Origin of the sequence: Phocaeicola faecium (assembly GCF_014837055.1) — a bacterium.
Taxonomy (GTDB): domain Bacteria; phylum Bacteroidota; class Bacteroidia; order Bacteroidales; family Bacteroidaceae; genus Phocaeicola; species Phocaeicola gallinarum.
Map to the genome: position 1 here is coordinate 99,827 of NZ_JACSPQ010000002.1, position 19,405 is coordinate 119,231.

The window sequence follows — 19,405 nt, forward strand, 5'->3', positions numbered from 1 at the left end:
ATGCGCTTTTTTTCATAACAATTTGTTTCCATATCCGACTGATGATGCCGGTCTGTCTTTCTTTATTCTTGCAAAATACGGGAAAGCATACCGGGACAGGTCAAAAGGCAGACAGGTAAAATCTTAAATCCATCGGCTCGTCTTGCTCGGTTTTTCGGGATAAAAAGTTTGTTTGAACGTTATCCGGCATTGTCGGGAGGTATGAAAAAATTCTACCCATAGAACCGGGCAACGCTATGGGTAGAACCGGACAACACTACCGCTTGGAACAACTAACGCTAACGGTAGCGTTTTTCCCGATAAAACAGGCGGTATGTAAGCATAAAAAAAGCTGCCGGATTTACAACAAATCCGGCAGCTTTTTATAGGTCGATGTGTCTCTGTTTTAATTAGAAGTCATCATTCGGGAATCCGGTACGACGGAATCCGGAAACCTTGTAAGTCAATCCGTTAGGGTCATCGTCAAACTGAATCATGTAAACGATGCTGTCTGCCGGCATTCCGCTGGGAGTAGTTGCTGCGCCTTCCATGATTTTACCTTCCGTGATTCTTACTCCTTCTACGAAATCATTGGTGGTAAAGGTGCGGGCATTGTAGTCTACGTTTACTCTTACTTTATAATTCCGAAAGTTTCCACCGTCTTCCAGCCACATTTCAGTCGGAACATTGGCTGCCGTATTGTATGTGTACATGCGGAAATGTCCTGCGCCTGAATCGCCTACCTCATTTCCGTTTTGCATTATCGTAGCAGTGACCCACCAGTCGCCTGCCATCTTTTCTACTGCCGTACCGCCCGGTTCTGTTTCGTTATCGCATGACGTGAAAGATACTGACAGTGCGGTTAATAATAGTATCAAATATTTTTTCATAATTCGTTGAATGCTTATTTAGTTAATGTTACAGAAAGAGTACTGCCGGCATAACCTATTGCTAACGTGATTACGCCTGTTGCGGGATCGTACGAGCCGCTCTGTATTGTCAACGGGTCGGTAATGCCCAGTGCATCAGATGACCAACTGCCTACTTCCTGCAAACTGATAGTGTTATCGGCGTTGAGTGTTATGATGGCTTCTGCATGGAAGTCGTAAGTCGGTTCGAATCCCGGATTCAGTCCGTACCATTGGAAACCTCCCAGCAAGTCGTCAATCGTGTAAGTTCCATCACCATTGTCGGAAATCACTACCGGAGCATCAGTATAGTGACGGGTTCCGATTGCTGTTTCTCCGAAATAAGCGCTGGCGAAGTTATTAGGATCTACTACCATTACTTGTCTTGTATCAGTAACAGAAAATCCGTCTGTATTGGCAACAGAATAAGTTAAATCGTAAAATCCCGGTGTCGTGGTATCCACCGTACCGCTTATTACAACTCTGTCCGTAATGTCTTCTTCGCCTTCGGTAGCCGTATAGCCCGGTTCTGTATAAGTATCGCCGACAGACAGTTTAATGAAATCGTCTCCATTCAGGGTCAGTTCGGCAAAATAGGTTACCACAGAGGGGTCGTCTACTGAATCTTCACAGGAAGTGGTGGCGAATAACAGCGCCCCACTTACCATGATACTATAAATAAATTTTTTCATACGTTTTTTCGTCATTTAAAGTGATTATTTGATGTCCCACCATACCGGTGTGCTTCCCGGAACTGCTGCCGGGGTGTTCGTATTGTGCAAGCGGGCACTTTGCGGATAGTTCATACGCTTTATCAATCCTCCGCCCTGCAATCCGTTGGTCCACGGTTCAATCAAGTCGCCGGGATTGTAACCCGTAGTATTGTTCTCGAAAAGGTCTTCCTGAGAAGCGGTAGTAAGTTTCGGACAGTCGGTACGACGGATTTCACTCCATGCCTCCATGTGATCCATGCAGAACAGTGCTACCCATTTCTGCATATAAATCAGTTCCAGCTTGTCGGATGCTGTATCCCAAAGAGAAAGGATATTATCTTCTTGTCCTGCCATGTCGCGTACTTCAAAGTCGTGGGCTACACCACGTTCGTAAGCCGCTTTTGCCGCTGCTTCATTATTATTAAAGCGTAATTGCACTTCGGCAATCAGGAATTGCAGTTCAGCTTGGGTAAAGAAATAAACCGGTTGGGTAGCTCCGCTATTGTCTGAATGTGTATAGTTAAACGCACTGACGTTTTTGTTTTTCCAATCGGAATTTATTTCTTGCGAGCGCGTTTTTCCGCCCGGTATTTGTCCTACGTAAGTATTACTTTCCGTTGCAACATCGAAAGCGTATGAGATACGGGCGTCTCCGGTTGATTGCAGATACGAAATAATGGGATAAGCTGCACAGTGGTTACCGGTTAAGCCGACGGCATTCGTTTCATACCACGGGTTACGTTTGTCTGTTTCGTTAGAGAAACCGGAGAAAGCAGCGTCACCTGTAAAGAATTCGTTGTTCTGAACCAATGTCTGAGCCCGGCTTATGAATTCGTCTCTGTCGATATTGGCATCGATGAAGCGCAAATACATACGCAGGCGAAGTGCGTTGGCAAATCCTCTCCACTGGGTAAGGTTTTGGTCGAATACCAAATCTTCGCTGTCCATAGCCGAATTGTCTGTCAGTTGACTTTCAGCTTCGTCCATTTCGGCAAGCACGCCTCTGTAAACGTCTTCTCCGTTATCCCATTTCGGGTTAGGATTTTCATTTCCCAACAAAGCCTCCGTATACGGAGTTTCGTTCGTATTGTCAACCATCACTTGGAGTCCGTAAGCACGCAATACGGTTGTAGCAAAGCGGTCGGCTTCATTTTCGCTGTTATCCAAAACCTCTTTTGCATCCATCAGCGCACCTGCATACATGATGCGGTAAGAATAATCCAGCACCTGTGATGATTCGTTAAACAGGTATTGAGCCAAATCATTGTATTGGTTTGATTCGGGCTTTTGGTCATAATACTGAGCGAAAAAGCCAGCATAGTTATGGATATCACCTCCTACGGCCGCAGCGATACTTCCTTCAACGGCAGGAAATATCAGGTCGGGAGTAACGTCTTCGTTGCCGGGATAGTTCGGGTCGTCATTGATGTCCAAATCGCAACTGCTCAACAACCCTGCAATTAACGTGGTATATAGAAAAAGTTTTTTCATAAATGTTTCTTTTGTTTTGAGTTAAGTTTAGAATTTAACATTCAAGTTTATACCGAAATTACGTGAACTCGGGTTAGAAGAAAACTCACCATAGTTTCCGCTCAAATCATTACCGAACGAGGTGGTTTCGGGATCGATAAACGTATTGCTTGACGGTGTCCACAAGAACAGGTTGTTTCCGTAAGCAGAGATTCTGACGCCCTGCAAAGGAGTTTTGGCAAGCCATTTCTTCGGCAAATCCCAACTCAATACGATAGAACGAAGTTTTACAAACGATTTGCTAACCAGCTGCAAGTCTCCACCGATACCTCCGGTTGAATCATAGTAATAGTTACATATATTAGAACTTGTAATCGGAGTTGTGTTTTCTACGTAAGATACCGTTCCGTCTGCATTAACGATTTCGTTTACAGAGTTCGGGATGATAAACGTGTTACGGTCGTTGTAAGCAGTTTGGATAGCATTACCGGTAAAGTAGATGTTATCCTTCGTACGTGAATACATGATACCGCCCTGACGGATATCGAAGTCGGCACTCAGTGATACTCCTTTATATGAAAGTCTGGTTGACACACCCATCTGATAACGGTTGTTCATATCGCCATAGATTTGGAACTCGTCTGCAGCAACCGGCATACCTGTGCTGGAGTTTACGATGATATGTCCTTCCGGATCGTATTTGGCAGCTTCAGCTTTAAATACACCGACCGGTTGGCCTACGATGGCATACATACTTGTACCACCATTCAAACCCTGAATAACGGTTTCTCCACCCAATTCTTCCGGCAGGCTGATAACCTTGCTCCAGTTCTTGGTAAAGTTCAGCGTAACATCCCAAGTAAAGTCACGGGTTTCAATCGGAGTTACATTAAACAGCAATTCGATACCATGATTACGAATCTTACCCAAGTTGATGTTCTGAGCCGTGTATCCGGTAGCAGGGTCCATGCTCAATGACATAATCTGTTTGTCGGAATTACGGTTATAGTAAGCAAGGTCGAAAGAAATACGGTTATGCAAGAACGCCATGTTCAAACCAAATTCATATTCGGTTGTCATTTCAGGACTCAACGTGTTACTACCTAAAATATTACCTACCGAATAAGCATTAACTCCGTTCAAAGGGAAAGTCAGGCTACCAAATGCAATCGAGTTGGCAGATGCAGCGTAAACCGGATTAATCATATAAACATCAGCATCGTTACCGGTCTTACCCCAGCTTGCACGCACCTTACCGAAGGTGATGATGTCTTTCAATTCGTCGTCAAACAGTTCGCTGAAAATGAAACTTCCTGTTACGCCCGGATAGAAGAAACTGCGGTTTTCTTTCGGCAGTGTAGATGACCAGTCATTACGAGCCGTTACTGTCAAGTAAACCATGTCTTTCCATGAACCTTCGAATTGTCCGAACACACCCATCAAACGACGCATTTCCGAATACTGTGTTACGTTCGGAGTGTCGGGAGAGTTAGACAAATTATACCATGTAGGGATGGTTAAATTTGTAACGGTAGATTGCTGATAAGAATATCGGCGTTCGTTGCCGTTGAAACCAACCAGCGCATTGATGTGGAAATCATTTACAGGCATCGTGAAAGTCAACAGCAAGTCTTGGTTGATTTCACGGCGGCGGCTTGTGCGGATGCGGTATTCACCGGTTTCGCCGCTGAACGGGCTACTTGAGCCTTGACCCACACCGTTAGGAGTTCCGTCGTAATAAAGAGCGTAAAGGTTTTCCGTTCCGAATTCGTTTTGTCCGGTAGTGCTATCCAAGCCCATACGGTACGTAAACTTGAAGTATTTCAAGAAATCGTAGTCCAACTGGAATTTACCATAAAAACGTTCCGAATTATAACTGTTCAGATTGTGATTCAATACGTAATAAGGGTTGGTTACACCGTAAGGAGTATAATAATATCCCGGAGTATTGAACGGGTCGTCTTGGTTCTCCATCCATCTTACATCAATGTCACGCGGAGTTTGCCACAAAGAGTTAATCATGGAAAGTCCTTGACCGGTTGTAGCAAACTTGTTTTCCTGATAAGCATAGTTCAATGAAGAACTGAACGTCAAGTTACCAATTTTATGGCTGCCACGTGCCGAGAAGGTGTATTTGTCATACGAGTCGGCATCCGTAGGAATCATTCCGTTATCGCTGATTTGCGAGAAAGAAACGAAATAAGTACTTTTATCTGTAGCTCCGTTGAATGACAAACTGTTGCTGTAACGGAAACCCGTATCAAAGAAGTCTCTCATGTTATTCTTTACCGGCAAATACGGTTTCATCTTCTGAGAGTTCTGATAAACATTACCATACAACTGCATAGAACCGTCGAAACGCGGACCCCACGAACCGTTTTCCAACATTGTGTGCGTACCGCTCCATCCCATACCGAACTCATTCTGCATTTCCGGAACACGGAGAATATTCGACCATTGAAGTCCACCGTTATATTCAATGCCTAATCCCTTGTTCTTTTTACCGGTCTTGGTGGTAATCATAACCACACCATTCGCCGCGCGCGAACCATAAAGCGCCGTAGCCGCAGCACCCTTCAAGATAGTCATATTCTCTACATCGTCAGGGTTCACCGCGTTTGCACCGTTACCGAAGTCGAAACCGGCATTAAGTTCATCGCTTGAATTTTCCGTATCGTTATTCAAAGGCACACCGTCGATAACATACAAAGGCTGGTTTGTTCCGCTCAACGAGCTGACACCACGAATAATAACCGAGTTAGACGCTCCCGGGTCGGATGAAGTAGCCGAAATCTGCACCCCGGCAATTTTACCCGCCAAAGCCGACATGACATCCGAGGTACGTGATTCAGAGATCTTTTCTCCACCTACTGACGTAGCCGAATATCCCAACGCCTTTTCCGAGCGTTTGATGCCCATCGCCGTAACCACTACTTCTTCCAACTGCTCTGAGTTAGAATGCAGCACAACCTTCACAATCGGCTGAATCTTAACCTCTTGCGATTCCAGTCCGATGAAAGAAATCACTAAAGTTTCCGCCGAACTACACGGGAATGTAATGTATTGATAATTAATACTATATGAACTTTAAGCAACGGAGTATGAATGTGTTGTAGCTGCTTCTATGCGAGGTTTCCACTTCGATTTTCTACCTTTTATGTACTATTTCTTTCCTATTTTGTGAATTGAGTCAGAACCTTTTTAGACTTTTATGTCTGCGAAAATGCAGGAAGAAATTCCCCACCAAAATCTCCCATAAAACGCTACGGGTAGTGTTACACATCCCATGCGGTAGAGTTTACAGTTTCTACCCATAGAACCGACCAACTCTAACGGTAGAATTTTTCAATCTGTCGGGTGGAATGTAATGTGTTTATTATAAATATATTACAGGATTAAGCGAATCCATGTAAAAAAATAGAAGTGCCGAGTATTATTTAATACAAAACAATACTCAGCACTTCTTAAAATGTTATCTTTCGGAACTCTCCGTTTCTATTAATATCCCGGATTTTGTTGTTCGCGAAGTACGCTGTTCGCATTTACCTCACTGACAGGAATCGGCAAAAGAGCACGGAAATATGTGCGGTCGAATTTACGTGAATCTGCATTCAGAGAGTAATGCCAACCTTTGTTGTTCTCGTCTTCATAGCGTACGATGGTTTCGTTATTACGCATTGCGTCAAAGAAACGCTGTCCTTCGCCTACCAGTTCTTTACGACGCTCCAGCAAGATACGTTCCAACGAAACGTTTGAAGCCGTTACTTGTTGGCTTGATGTTGTCGTACGGTTTTGGATAAGTTCGTTGAGATAGTAAGCCGCATCCGATGTATTACCCAATTTCATGGCAGCTTCGGCTGCATTCAGATACATTTCAGACAAGCGCAGGATAGGCAAATTCTGCAAACGCATATCCCCTTCGCTTCCCATCGGGAACTTATCGATGAAAATACGGTTGTCTCCATACGTTTTATACATGTCGCTGGGTGTACCGTCTTCATTCTGCTTCATTTGAACGGGCAATATAACGTTAATACGAACGTCGTTAGCATCTTGTGAAAGCATATCTACAAACGATTTTGTACAGATAGCGTCAGCATATCCATCTTCGTTATATAAGTATCCGATACCTTCACGGTCTGCCCAGTCATCAGAGCCACTGTTAATCAGTTCGAAAATCATTTCTGAGGTGTGATTGGCATCCGATTTATCCCAAGCAGCTGCATATTGGTTCATCGCCCATAACTGGTAAGGAGAATTTTTGATAACGTCTTCTGCCATGTCGAATGCACCTTTATCGTTATTCATATATAAGTATACACGGCTCAACAATGCTTTAGCAGCCCATTGGTCGATGTATCCCTGATTTTCGCCCGGTTTTGTTGATACCGGCAGGGCATTCATATCAATGGCATCTGTCAGGTCTTTCACCACTTGCGTATAAACTTCGGCTACGGTTTTACGTCCTTCTAACGCATCAATCGTCAGGGGAGTAGTTACGATAGGAATACCTAATGAAGCACCGTTATCTGCCGTATAAGGCATTCCGTAGATTTTCACCAAATCAAAGTGAACCAATGCGCGCACCACTTTAGCCTGTGCATAGATGCTGTTCACTTCAGCTTCGTAGTCATCTTTATCGGCTATCGCACCGTTGTCAACAGCTTCAATGATACGGTTGGCACGGCGGATTACGTTATAAGGTACGTTCCAAATGCTGGGTGCATCGTCTTCTCCATATCTCATTTCGTAGCATGACGAAGAACGCATTCCCTGAGTACGTGCCTGCATATCGTCGCCGCGAACGTCTCCGTAATAAAACATACGGGCTGCATAGTATTCCGTGTAGGTAGAGTTTCCCTGCAATCCGTCGTACATACCATACATGGCTGTTTTCGCATCATTATAGGTTACGATGGCAGAAGAGCTGGGAGCACCGGTCGACGGATCCAAGTCCAACCATTCGTTTACACACGATGACAATCCGATAACTGCCACCGTCAAAGCTAATGATTTATATAATGTTTTCATTTTAATTGCTGTTCTGGGTTAATTATATTAGAAACCTAATTCAATACCGAATGTAACCGTTCTTAATGCCGGAGTTTCAAACGTACACAATCCGTTAACCGGAGTTTCAGGATCTACATACAAGCCGTCCGACTTCCAAGTAAGCAAGTTGCTTGCCGATACAAAGGCTCTCAGCTTGTTGAATCCCCATTTCCGGGTAATGTTTTCAGGTATGGTGAATCCGAGTGTCAGGTTCTTGATACGCAAATGGTCAGTAGACATCATCCAGCGAGAAGACTGAACATTTGTATTACCGTATGCAAACTGCGGAAGTTTCGCGTTGTCGCCCGGTTGCTTCCAAGTATCTTCTATCTTATAATATGCCGGTACGTTACCTAAATAGTTATACGTACCACCGTTTGATTGCAACCAAGTAGCATAGTCGTACGCATGACCGCCCAATGAATAAGTCAATGTCATGTTGAAATCAATCCATTTCCAACGTACATAGTTGCTCAAACCTCCCTGTACTTTCGGTTCAACTTTTCCGATAATAGTCTTGTTGGCTTCAGCATAATTGGTAGTGGTTTCGTTCGTACCATCGTTTTTATAGAACATTTCTTTACCGGTTTCGGGGTCTACACCTGCATATTCATAAGCATACAGTGAGTAATAAGATTCGCCGATGCGGTGAATCAGCGGACCACTGATCATTTCGTTCTGGCTGCCATCCAGTTTTATCAACTCGTTTTTGTTGTGGCTGATATTGAAAGTAGTAGTCCATGTAAAGTTCTCATTATCGAAGTTGTTTGATTTCAACTCAAATTCAAAACCACGGTTTCTCATAGAACCTACGTTCATCAGTGTGTTGGCATCGCCGTCTCCGTCGATAATACCTACTACTCCGGAAATAGCTTTATCCATCAAAAGGTCTTTTGTATCGCGGTTATACCATTCGAAAGTCAAACTCAAACGATGGAACAACGTCAAGTCAAGACCTACATTGGTAGCATAGTTCTTTTCCCATTTCATGTTCGGGTTTTCGATGGTTTCTTCGGCTGAACCGGCATTTTTACCATAGTTATATCCGTAACCGTACAGTCCCATGTAAGCATAGTAATCGCTGGGCTGCGTACCGTTGACACCGTAAGATACACGAAGTTTAGCGTCTGTAATCACATCTTTTATATCTTCCATGAATGATTCACCCGAAATTCTCCATGAACCAGAAACAGACCAGAAGTCTCCCCAGCGGCTTTCTCTTGACAAACGTGAACTTCCGTCGCGGCGGTAGCTTGCGCTAAAGTAGTAACGTCCATCGTAATCATAGTTAAAACGTCCCAAGAACGAAGTCATACGATAACGATTCACAACACTTGCTGCACGAGTGTCTCCTGCATTATTGATTTCAGGCAAGTATGAAGGATAAGTATTACCGTTTGCATACACATAATCGTAACGGTAATCTTCTGTTTCGAAGCCTAACAAAACATCGATGTTATGCTTTTGGGCAATAGTTTTATTATAAGTCAACTGAGTCTGTGTGTTCAATTTGCCACGGTTACCCATTACACGTTGGTAAACACCGTTCGATGAACGTCCATCGTTAGAACGCGGATCCCACCATACACGCTCGTTGTTTTGGTTGAAGTCGTAGCTGATAACCTCTTTCACATTCAGGTTGTCCCAAATGTTCCATGTAGCAGCCATTGAACCCAAGAAACGGTTTACGGTACTGCGGTTATAGTTATAGGTTTCTGTTTGTACCGGGTTAGCTCCATTCAGTGCAGGGAAGTTTGTACTGAAAGAACCATCTTCATTATACGGGAATGTAGAAGGAGATGCAGTCATGGCATAACACATGATGGGGCTGGCATAACTTGTACCTTCATTATTTACATTCTGATTAGAGTTGGTAAACATTGCATTGGCTTCCAACGTAATTCTTCCTGCCTTATGCGTTACATTGGCTCTACCTGTGAAACGTTCGTAACCTGATACATTAGTAATACCGTCTTGTTTCATGTATGAGAATGAAGAGTAGAAACTCGTTCTGTCGTTACCACCTTGTGCACTGATTTCGTAATTCTGGTGGAAACCGTTGCGGAACAAAACGTCTTTCCAATCGGTATAGCCCGACCACGGTTCGGCAGCAAATTGGTCAATGTTTGAATCAGCAAAAGCAATTGCGTCAGCTTCTGTTTCTCCTTGATTCATCGCATAGTTTTTCAAACCCAGATGCAAGATTTCGCGACGGTCAGCTCCGTTCAGAATCGGGCGGTAGTTGATAGCCATGTTAGAAAAACCCCAGTCGCTTCTTACATTAAAACGAGTCTTTCCTGCAGCACCCTTCTTGGTCGTGATAACAATCACACCGTTTGCCGCACGCGAACCGTAAAGTGAAGCAGCCGCAGCATCCTTGATAACCGTCATTGACTCAATGTCATTGCTGTTCAGCGTAGCCATCAAGCTGTTACCAGAGTCGGCATAAGAGAACTCACTGACGTTGGTATTCAGCATCGGAACTCCATCGATTACATACAGAGGCTCGTTGCTGGCATTGATAGAACCCATACCGCGGATACGGATTGAAGCAACGGCACCGGGCTGTCCGGAAGTAGAAGTAATCTGCACACCGGAAACCGAACCTGCCAAGCGGTCTTGTACGCTGACAGTCGGTACATCTTCCAATTTTTCTGTGGTTATGCTTGAAGCAGAACCGGTAAATGAAGATTTCTTAAAGTTACCGTAACCTGTTACCACAACTTCGTCCAACACTTCAGCATCCGACTTCAGCACAACCTTCACAACCGGCTGAATCTTAACCTCTTGCGATTCCAGTCCGATGAAAGAAATCACTAAAGTTTCCGCCGAACTATTAAATATTATAATATATTGTTAATCAGCGTATTACTCTTTATTCGTCAAAGATGTTCTATGCGGCAACCCTAATTCTATAAAACTGAAAGCCCATGTCGGATAAAAAGGTTCTACCCAAAGTGTTCTTTGGGCTTCTGAGGATATGTTGACGCCCTCTAAAATTCTATGGGAAGCGTTATAAGGTTTTACCGCATGTTTTAACCAAAACAAAGGCTTGCGTTGACCAAAACATGCGGTAGAATTTTGTGAAACATAAAGTGCTGAAAATCAATCCCTATTTTGAAGGCGGGCGAGGCAAATGATGAAGCTGGAATTTATTGATGAAAGATAACATGATTGGCGGAGTTAAAACTTACACTGTTTCAGGTCTTTGATGATTGTTCCTGAGAAGATTTCGCTGTAAATTTCTGTTGTCTTTACACTGCGATGTCCTAACAGCTTTTGAACCGTGGTTATTTGTACACCATTATATATTAATAATGTGGCGTGGGTATGTCGGGCGGTGTGAAAAGAAAAATGTTTGTTTAACTTTGCCAATACTTTTATTCTTTTCAGCTCACGGTTGACGGTAGAGTTGAGCGGTAGCGAAAAAAATGATTTCAAATCAGACTTATAACGGTCTAATATAGTGAGCGCTTTCCCGTGGAAAAGCAAATAAAGAGGAAGGCTGATTTTAACTCCCGTTTTTTGTGAACGGAAACTAAGCCATTGACATCCGTCTACTGTAATGAGGTTTTGAGCCGTCAGCCGGACAAAATCAGAGTAGCGCAATCCACTGTAACAACAAAATAAAAAAGCATCAAGCGTATGCTGTAAGTGCGCGTCGTGGCTCGGTAAGGTCAACGTTTCTAACTGCTTGACTTCCGACGGAAGCAAAAAAACATGTTTGCCTTGTGTTGTTTTTATCCGATAATTCTGAAAAGGATACGTATCGTAGCTTAAATACCCCTGACGAATTGCCTCGTTGGTTATCGTACGCAAATGTTTCATGTGTTTGGCTATCGTGTTGACCTGATACCGACGGCTAATCATGAAACTTTCAAACTCAAGCAAAAAATTATAGGTCAGGTCGTGAAAACTGAGCGACGGACGGAACGCCTGCAAGATGTCGAGCGTGGTTTTCATGTTGTTTTTGGTACTGTCTTTGCGCAATGATTGTTCTACCCATTTTCTACTGAACGCCAAAACTCCCGTTGCTTTTTGTTCGTTTTTCGTCATTTCGCTTTTCAACAGTGCCAGTGAAATCGGTTTTCCTTGTTTCCAGCAGTTTAATTCTTTTGCCTGAAGACTTAATATAAACTCATCAAGCATTCGGTTCAATTCTTCTTCTTGCGGGTGTGAAACAATTTGTCCGTGTTTTGCGTCCCATTGTCGGGGAAATATATATAAATGTGTCGAAAAGTAAATCTTCTTTTTCTCCAGATATGCTTCCACCTGAATCAATGCTTTGCCTTCTTTGTTTAACTTTTTTTTGCGGTTGTACACCAGTCGGTAATTAATCTTTCTCATACGTTTGTTTTTTAATGAAATACAATAAAAAATAGGTTTCAGTTAATAAAAAAGGATTAACAGCCGTTGCTTAGTAATAAATTAAAATTATAAAGACCTTACAAAATATTTACCTTTTATAACACAGTTCGGAATGATACTTTCTAACAAAAAAATAAGTATTTTACGAAAAAATATTCATTTGAAATTCATTTTATCGAGGTAAAAGTGTTAAAAAGCAACTTTTTTGGGTATAATACTTGAATAATCGTAAAAAATAAAAATTTTATCATTATCTTTGCGCCTTGTTAGAGTGAATGAAAATTTATTAATGTAAAGTTAAACTTTAAGAGAGATTTTTATGAAAAGAAAATTGATGCTGTTAATGACCTGTCTATTCATAGGCATAGGTCTGGTAAACGCTCAGGTTTCTAAGGTGACAGGTAATGTCACTTCGGACGAAGACGGTTTACCCGTTGTGGGCGCATCAGTGTTGGTAAAAGGAACCACTGTAGGTACAGTTACCGACATTGACGGTAATTTTACGTTGAGCAATGTGCCAAGTTCGGCGGAAACTTTAGTGATTTCTTTCATCGGACTGGAATCGCAAGAGGTTAAGATTCAGCCGGTAGTGAAAGTGGTGTTGCACTCTGATTCTGAAGTGTTGGATGAAGTTATCGTAACGGGATATGGTACTTTTAAAAAGTCTTCATTTACAGGAGCTGCTTCAACTATGTCACCCGATAAACTGAAAGATGTTCCTACCGTGTCTATGGAGGATAAGTTGGCGGGTTCTATCCCCGGTGTGCAAATTAGTTCTTTCTCCGGTGCTCCGGGAGCTACTACTTCTATTCGTATTCGCGGTATGGGGTCTATGAATGCAGGTAATGACCCGTTGTATGTAATTGATGGAACTCCAATGTTATCTGGTAACATAAGTGGGTTTAATGATCCTGCTACCGGAGGTGGATATAATAGTACAGGTACAAATATATTGTCTACTTTGAATAGTAACGATATTGAGTCTATTACGGTTATTAAGGATGCTGCGGCTGCCTCCCTTTATGGTTCGCGTGCGGCAAACGGTGTGATTGTCATTACTACCAAGAAAGGTGCTGCCGGAAAAACACAGTTTAATTTCCGTAGCGACTGGGGTTTCTCTAACATGGCTATCAATTATCGTCCGGTTTTGGATGGAGATGCACGCCGTGAGTTGATTAAGACTGGCCTGAAAAATTATGCTATTGATGAAATGGGCGAAAGTGAAGCAGGAGCTTTGGCTTATGCGGAAGACAATATAGACAAGTATGCAGCTAAGCCGGCAAACGGATGGACGAACTGGAAAGATATTTTGTTTAAGAACGGTAGCCATCAGAATTATGAGATCAACGCTCAGGGTGGCAATGAAAAAACAAAATTTTATTCTTCATTGGCTTATACTAAGCAGGAAGGTATCACAATGAATGCCGGATTGGAACGCTTTACAGGTACTGCCAATGTGACTCATGAAAGCGGACGTATCCGTCTGGAGGCTTCTACCTTGTTTTCTCGTGTAAACCAAGATCAGGAAACTGAAGGTGCGGCTTTTGCCAGCCCGATTATGTCGTATGCATGGACGGCTTCTCCGTCGATGACGGTTTATGATGAGGAAGGGAATTTCAGTACGAACTTTCCGTTGACCAATGGGGCTAACCCGGTTCAGTCTGCTACATATAACTATGACCGCAGTAAGATTACACGTTCATTTAATACGATTGCTGCTACGTGGACTATTTGGGATGCATTGAAATTGCGTGAGAAGATTTCATTCGATTATACTAATATTATACAAGATGTTTGGTGGGACCCGCGTTCTAATGATGGGCGTTCTTCTAATGGTGTAATGCAGCGTTATACAGGATATAATGAAACGCTGAATACACAGACTCAGTTGACTTACGTGAAGACATTTGCTCAAAAGCATAACTTGGATGTTTTGTTGGGATTTGAAACCGAGGATTACAAAACAGGTTATACTTATGCTTCGGGTCAACAATTCCCCGGACTGTTGAACGAGTTGATCAATGCCGGAGAAACTTCAGCTGAGACTTATGCACAGTCTTCACGATTGACCTCTTATTTGGGACGTATTGACTATAATTTCGACCATCGCTACTATATCGGTGGAAGTTTCCGTCGTGACGGAAGTTCTCGTTTGGCTAAAGACAACCGTTGGGGTAACTTCTGGTCGGTTTCAGGCTCATGGAGATTTATGCAAGAATCTTTCATGGAGTCATTGCGCGATGTCATTACCGATGGTAAACTGCGTGTGTCTTACGGTGTGAACGGTACGCAGCCCAGCGATTATTATGCTTATATGAACTTATATAAGTATGGTCAGAAATATAATAATCAATCGGGTATGGGTATTATTGGTGTAGGTAATCCTAATTTGAAGTGGGAAAAGAACAAAGCGTTTAATATCGGTTTGGATTTGACTCTATTCGAACGCCTTTCTTTGACTTTGGATTATTATAACCGTACAACCAGCGATTTGCTGATGAACATGCCGATTTCGTTTGTTCCCGGTTATTATGAAGATACTAATTATTCAGCTGCTATGTTGCAGAATATAGGTTCGTTGAGAAATAGCGGTGTTGAATTTAGCATTTCTTCTACCAATATTCAGACTAAAGATTTTATGTGGACTACATCGTTGAATTTGGGACACAATAAAAATAAAGTTGTGAAGTTGGATGGTGTACAAACTGAAACAATTGATGCCGTAAATCCGGTTTTGATTCATCGAGTGGGTGAGCCTTACTATTCTTATTATATGTATGAATATGCCGGCGTAGATCCTCAAACCGGTAATGAAATGTATTATAAGAACGGTGGTACGAACGAAACCACTACCAATGTGGCAGAAGCAAAACAAGTCATCGTAGCTCATCACGACCCGAAAGTAGAAGGAGGTTTGACTAACTACCTGAAGTGGAAGTTTATCGATTTCAACTTGACGTTGACTTATTCTATCGGTGGAAACGCATACGATTATGCTACTTGGTTGCATGATAACGGCGGTTCTAATACTTCGCAGGGTTCAATTCCTGATTACTATAAACTGGAGGACATGTGGCAGCAGCCGGGGGATAATGCAAAACTTCCGAAATTCAAGTACGGGAATACACGAGTTAATTCTTCACGTTGGTTGATGCCTACCGATTATTTGCGTGTTAAAAACTTGTCACTTGGTTTTAACGTGCCGGAAAACTACCTCACAAAGTTAGGATTCAATAAAGCTCGTATTTATTTCTCAGCAAGTAATTTGCTGACGTGGAAATCGAAAGACTTGTATGTAGACCCGGAAATGCCTGTTGACGGATTGTGTACTTTCGAAACTCCAGCCTTGAGAACTTATACATTTGGTATTGAAATCGGTTTTTAATGAACACTAATTATGATAAAGTTAATATATAAAACATTAGCATTCAGCCTCGTGCTGACAGGTATGACTTCATGCGCAGGCGATTGGTTGGATCGGACTCCGGTAGACGGAGTTGAGGATACGGAGGCTATCAAGTCGAGTTCAGACCTGAATACGGCACGTATCGGCATGTATCAAATATTGAAAGGTTCGTCTACGTTCCCTGATTACTACGGTGCACGTATGTTTTATTACGGTGATGTGCGTGGTGAGGATATGCAGAACGAAGCATCGGGTTCTCGAACTAAAACTTGTTATGATTTTACTTACTCTACAGCGAATAATGCCCCGAATATGTGGCAGGTGCCTTATTTAGTCATTGGACGAGCAAACCGTGTGATTGCTGCTGCCGAAGCAGGCGGTCTGTCTGACCAAGAAACGGCTCAAGCTATCATTTCACAATATGCAGCAGAAGCGAGGGTAGTACGTGCGTTGGCACATTTCGATTTGGTAAGGATTTACGGAAAGACTTATACAGCCGATGATGGAGCTTCTTTGGGAGTTCCAGTGGTAACTTCAGTAATAGATGCGGAAGAGAAACTACCTCGAAACACTGTTGCCGAGGTATATAGGCAAGTTATTACCGATTTAACGGATGCCATTAATTCGGGGGCATTGTCTACCGATGCTTCATCAAATGTTTATATGAATGTATGGGCAGCAAAGGCGTTATTGGCAAGAGTGTATCTCACAATGGGCGAAAATGAAAATGCGTTGGCTGTAGCAGAAGATGTGATTAAAAACTCATCTTATACATTGTGGAGCAATGCTGAATATGCAGGAGCATGGCAGGAAACAAGTTCCGCCCACGGCAAAGAAATCTTGTTCGAGTTTGCTATCACGAACTCTACCGACTGGACTGACCGTGAAGGCATCGCTTATCTGTATAGCGAGGATGGCTATGCCGATGCAATCGTTACCAAAAAATTTCTTGATTTGCTAAATGAAGACCCTGATGATGTGCGTCACAGTATTTTGGTTGCACCGGTAAAGGCCGATTTTATTGATAAGTATAAAACAAATCCGGTCTTTATGATTAAGTTTGGGGATACGAACTCTCAAGATACGGATATCCGTTACAACAATATTCCGTTGTTCCGCTTGTCTGAAGTTTATCTGAATGCTGCCGAAGCTGCTGTTAAAGGAGGAGAGCAAGACAAGGCATATACATATTTGGATGCCATTGTCAACCGTGCGAACCCTACCAAACATGCTGCTTCTCCGGTAACATTGGAGGCTATATTGAAAGAACGTCGTAAAGAGTTGGTAGGAGAGGGACATCGTTTCTTCGACGCTATGCGTAATAACGAGACGATAGTACGTTATATATCTACAGCTGATCAAGGCTGGCAGCAAGCGTTAACCGAAGAAGCGCGTAGTTTTAATCGTGATTTTTATAAAACGTTACTTCCCGTTCCCGAATACGAAATGAATGCTAACCCTGAAATGAAACAAAATCCGGGTTACTGATTTGTTTCATCAGACAATGAATAATAACAGAGAATATTTCGGTTTAAGCCTGAAAGTAACTAATAAAAAAATCCTCCCGATTTCAAAATTGAGACTGGGAGGATTTTTTATAGAATTGGAATGAGATTAAAGATTCGTCTTATCGAACCTGAATAACCAGATAGCGTGATACGCTCCAGAAATCCGTGGGGTTAGTGATTTTCAGCGTCAACTGTCCTTCGCTGTCTTTCTCCAATACGTAAGAACCTTCGGGATGAGTAGTCAGCAGTTGGGCACGTTTTGAATATAACTTGATAACCTTGTCGGTACGGATGTCAATCTGAGTAAAGTAATCTTTGTTAAAGTCATTGTCTTTCAACACGTCTCCGCGTTTTAAAATCTTTTGGTCTTTCAGCTCCGATTTTGTTCCGAAAACATACCATGCCGTGTTCAGAGCCTTGTCTTGAGCCTCCACCGTGCGGGTTTTTACTTCGTTTTCAGCACTCAGCTCGTCAACGTTCTTGTTCAAGTCGCTTACAGCCTCATCAAGTTCCGCTATGCGGATATTCTTGGCAGCCAGTTCCGATTGGAGCGTTTCTATTTGCTGTTGCTTTGCGTTAAGTTCGGCAGTCAGGTTTTTGATGGCTTTTTTGAGCTGTTCCGACTGATAGTTGCTGTTAGCCAACTGTTTCTCCAATTTGGCAATCTGTTCGCGGTTCGACTTTAATTTTTCGCTGATAAAACGGATGTCTTCTTTTATCTTCTCGGCAGCCGATTTGCTTTCAAGTGTTCCCCCTTGCAGGTCTACGCGATTTTCTGCTTCATTGATTTCGCGGAAGCCTTCTTGGATTTCGTTAAATGACCCCATGATGTCATCCAACTCTGAGTCGCGGTTAGAAAGTTCAAGTCTCAAAGAGTCGTTTTGAGCTTGCAAGGTCTCGTTCTGTTTTCCAGTATTCGTACATGATGCCATGAATGCGGCAGCACATAATGAAAATAATACAACCTTCTTCATACTTATTCAGTTTAGATATTTATAATTTAGTTTCTTTCCCTCCTAATACGATAACTATTTCTCCCCGGGGAGGGGTTGCTGTGAAGTGGGCGATAACCTCTTCGAGCGTTCCTCGTACGCTTTCTTCGTGAACTTTCGAAATCTCCCGGCAAACGGAAACCGGCCGTTCTGCGCCAAATGTTTCGGCAAACTGGGTTAAGGTTTTCAGCAGGCGGAAAGGAGATTCGTAAAACACCATCGTACGTGTTTCTTCACGTAAAGCGTTCAGCCTTGTCATGCGTCCTTTCTTTTGGGGCAGGAAGCCTTCGAAGCAAAAACGTTCGTCCGGAAGTCCGGATGACACCAACGCCGGCACAAAAGCCGTGGCTCCCGGCAGGCACTGGACTTCAATGCCGTTTCTCACACATTCACGCACGATGAGAAATCCCGGATCAGATATGCCCGGCGTGCCTGCATCCGAAATCAGTGCAACCGTTTCGCCTGTCTTGATGCGCTCTACCACGTTTTCCACCGTCTGGTGTTCGTTGAATTTGTGGTGCGATTGCATGGTATTTTTTATTTCGAAATGTTTCAGCAAGATGCCGGAGGTGCGCGTATCTTCTGCCAGAATCAAATCTGCTTCTTTTAACACGCGGATAGCTCGCAGCGTCATGTCTTCTAAATTTCCTACCGGAGTAGGTACCACATACAGTATTCCCATCTGCTTAAATAATTACTATAGAAAACAAAGGTAGAAAGTTTTTGCATCCGTGGATGTCATTTACTTAATATTTAACAGATGTTGTGTTTTCCCATCTCGGAGGGGTGCTTTAATTAAACTCTGAATGAGGCTGGAATGGCTTGAAAAACACCTGACCGGCAGGTGGAAAAATTCTACCCATAGGACGTGGCATTTCTATGGGAAGCGTTGGGTAACGCTACCGCTTGCGTATGGCAACGCTACCCGTAGCGTTTTACACTGCCAACTTGAGCCTCAAAACCGCCTGTCCGACTGACAGGTTGTCAGCTAAAATGTCATACTTCGCCG

Annotated in this window: 12 protein-coding genes; 3 read left to right on the plus strand and 9 right to left on the minus strand. The window is 43.0% G+C overall.

The features are described 5' to 3' along the window. Window positions 1-389: 389 nt before the first annotated feature. The 7 genes from H9626_RS06045 to H9626_RS06075 form a co-directional block, all read right to left on the minus strand. On the minus strand, window positions 390-869 hold the full coding sequence (locus H9626_RS06045) for a lipid-binding protein (protein ID WP_191709919.1): 480 nt from the start codon (window positions 867-869) through the stop codon (window positions 390-392). Window positions 870-883: 14 nt separating this feature from the next. Then, window positions 884-1,579, minus strand: a complete 696-nt coding sequence (locus H9626_RS06050) for a BT_2262 family domain-containing protein (RefSeq protein WP_178255600.1) — start codon at window positions 1,577-1,579, stop codon at window positions 884-886. A 24-nt stretch (window positions 1,580-1,603) separates the two neighbouring features. Continuing rightward, complete coding sequence (locus H9626_RS06055) at window positions 1,604-3,091, minus strand: SusD/RagB family nutrient-binding outer membrane lipoprotein (RefSeq protein ID WP_178255599.1); 1,488 nt, start codon at window positions 3,089-3,091, stop codon at window positions 1,604-1,606. A gap of 27 nt (window positions 3,092-3,118) precedes the next feature. Then, window positions 3,119-6,079 carry a SusC/RagA family TonB-linked outer membrane protein gene (locus H9626_RS06060; protein WP_438616938.1) on the minus strand — a complete coding sequence of 987 codons (2,961 nt, stop codon included), beginning with the start codon at window positions 6,077-6,079 and terminating at the stop codon, window positions 3,119-3,121. 489 nt (window positions 6,080-6,568) lie between these two features. Then, window positions 6,569-8,101, minus strand: a complete 1,533-nt coding sequence (locus H9626_RS06065) for a RagB/SusD family nutrient uptake outer membrane protein (protein WP_191709920.1) — start codon at window positions 8,099-8,101, stop codon at window positions 6,569-6,571. A gap of 27 nt (window positions 8,102-8,128) precedes the next feature. After that, complete coding sequence (locus H9626_RS06070; protein WP_191710001.1) at window positions 8,129-10,966, minus strand: SusC/RagA family TonB-linked outer membrane protein; 2,838 nt, start codon at window positions 10,964-10,966, stop codon at window positions 8,129-8,131. Between the two features lie 339 nt (window positions 10,967-11,305). Continuing rightward, window positions 11,306-12,469 carry a site-specific integrase gene (locus H9626_RS06075; RefSeq protein ID WP_178255597.1) on the minus strand — a complete coding sequence of 388 codons (1,164 nt, stop codon included), beginning with the start codon at window positions 12,467-12,469 and terminating at the stop codon, window positions 11,306-11,308. A gap of 340 nt (window positions 12,470-12,809) precedes the next feature. Here H9626_RS06075 and H9626_RS06080 point away from each other — a divergent pair, with 340 nt between their 5' ends. Then, window positions 12,810-15,875: a SusC/RagA family TonB-linked outer membrane protein gene (locus tag H9626_RS06080; RefSeq protein ID WP_191709921.1), complete on the plus strand. Its 3,066-nt coding sequence runs from the start codon at window positions 12,810-12,812 to the stop codon at window positions 15,873-15,875. 12 nt (window positions 15,876-15,887) lie between these two features. After that, window positions 15,888-17,384: a RagB/SusD family nutrient uptake outer membrane protein gene (locus H9626_RS06085; RefSeq protein WP_191709922.1), complete on the plus strand. Its 1,497-nt coding sequence runs from the start codon at window positions 15,888-15,890 to the stop codon at window positions 17,382-17,384. 139 nt (window positions 17,385-17,523) lie between these two features. On the opposite strand, the gene H9626_RS06090 is transcribed toward H9626_RS06085, so the two are convergent. Together H9626_RS06090 and rsmI are read right to left on the minus strand one after the other, a co-directional pair. Then, a complete protein-coding gene (locus H9626_RS06090) occupies window positions 17,524-18,378 on the minus strand; it encodes a Cbp1 family collagen-binding glycoprotein adhesin (RefSeq protein WP_178256453.1) in 855 nt (284 codons plus the stop codon). A gap of 19 nt (window positions 18,379-18,397) precedes the next feature. Beyond that, window positions 18,398-19,078, minus strand: coding sequence for a 16S rRNA (cytidine(1402)-2'-O)-methyltransferase (gene rsmI / locus H9626_RS06095; RefSeq protein WP_191709923.1), 681 nt, complete (start codon window positions 19,076-19,078; stop codon window positions 18,398-18,400). 124 nt (window positions 19,079-19,202) lie between these two features. Between rsmI and H9626_RS06100 the strand changes: the two genes are divergently transcribed. Then, window positions 19,203-19,373, plus strand: coding sequence for a hypothetical protein (locus H9626_RS06100; RefSeq protein ID WP_191709924.1), 171 nt, complete (start codon window positions 19,203-19,205; stop codon window positions 19,371-19,373). Window positions 19,374-19,405 lie beyond the last annotated feature (32 nt).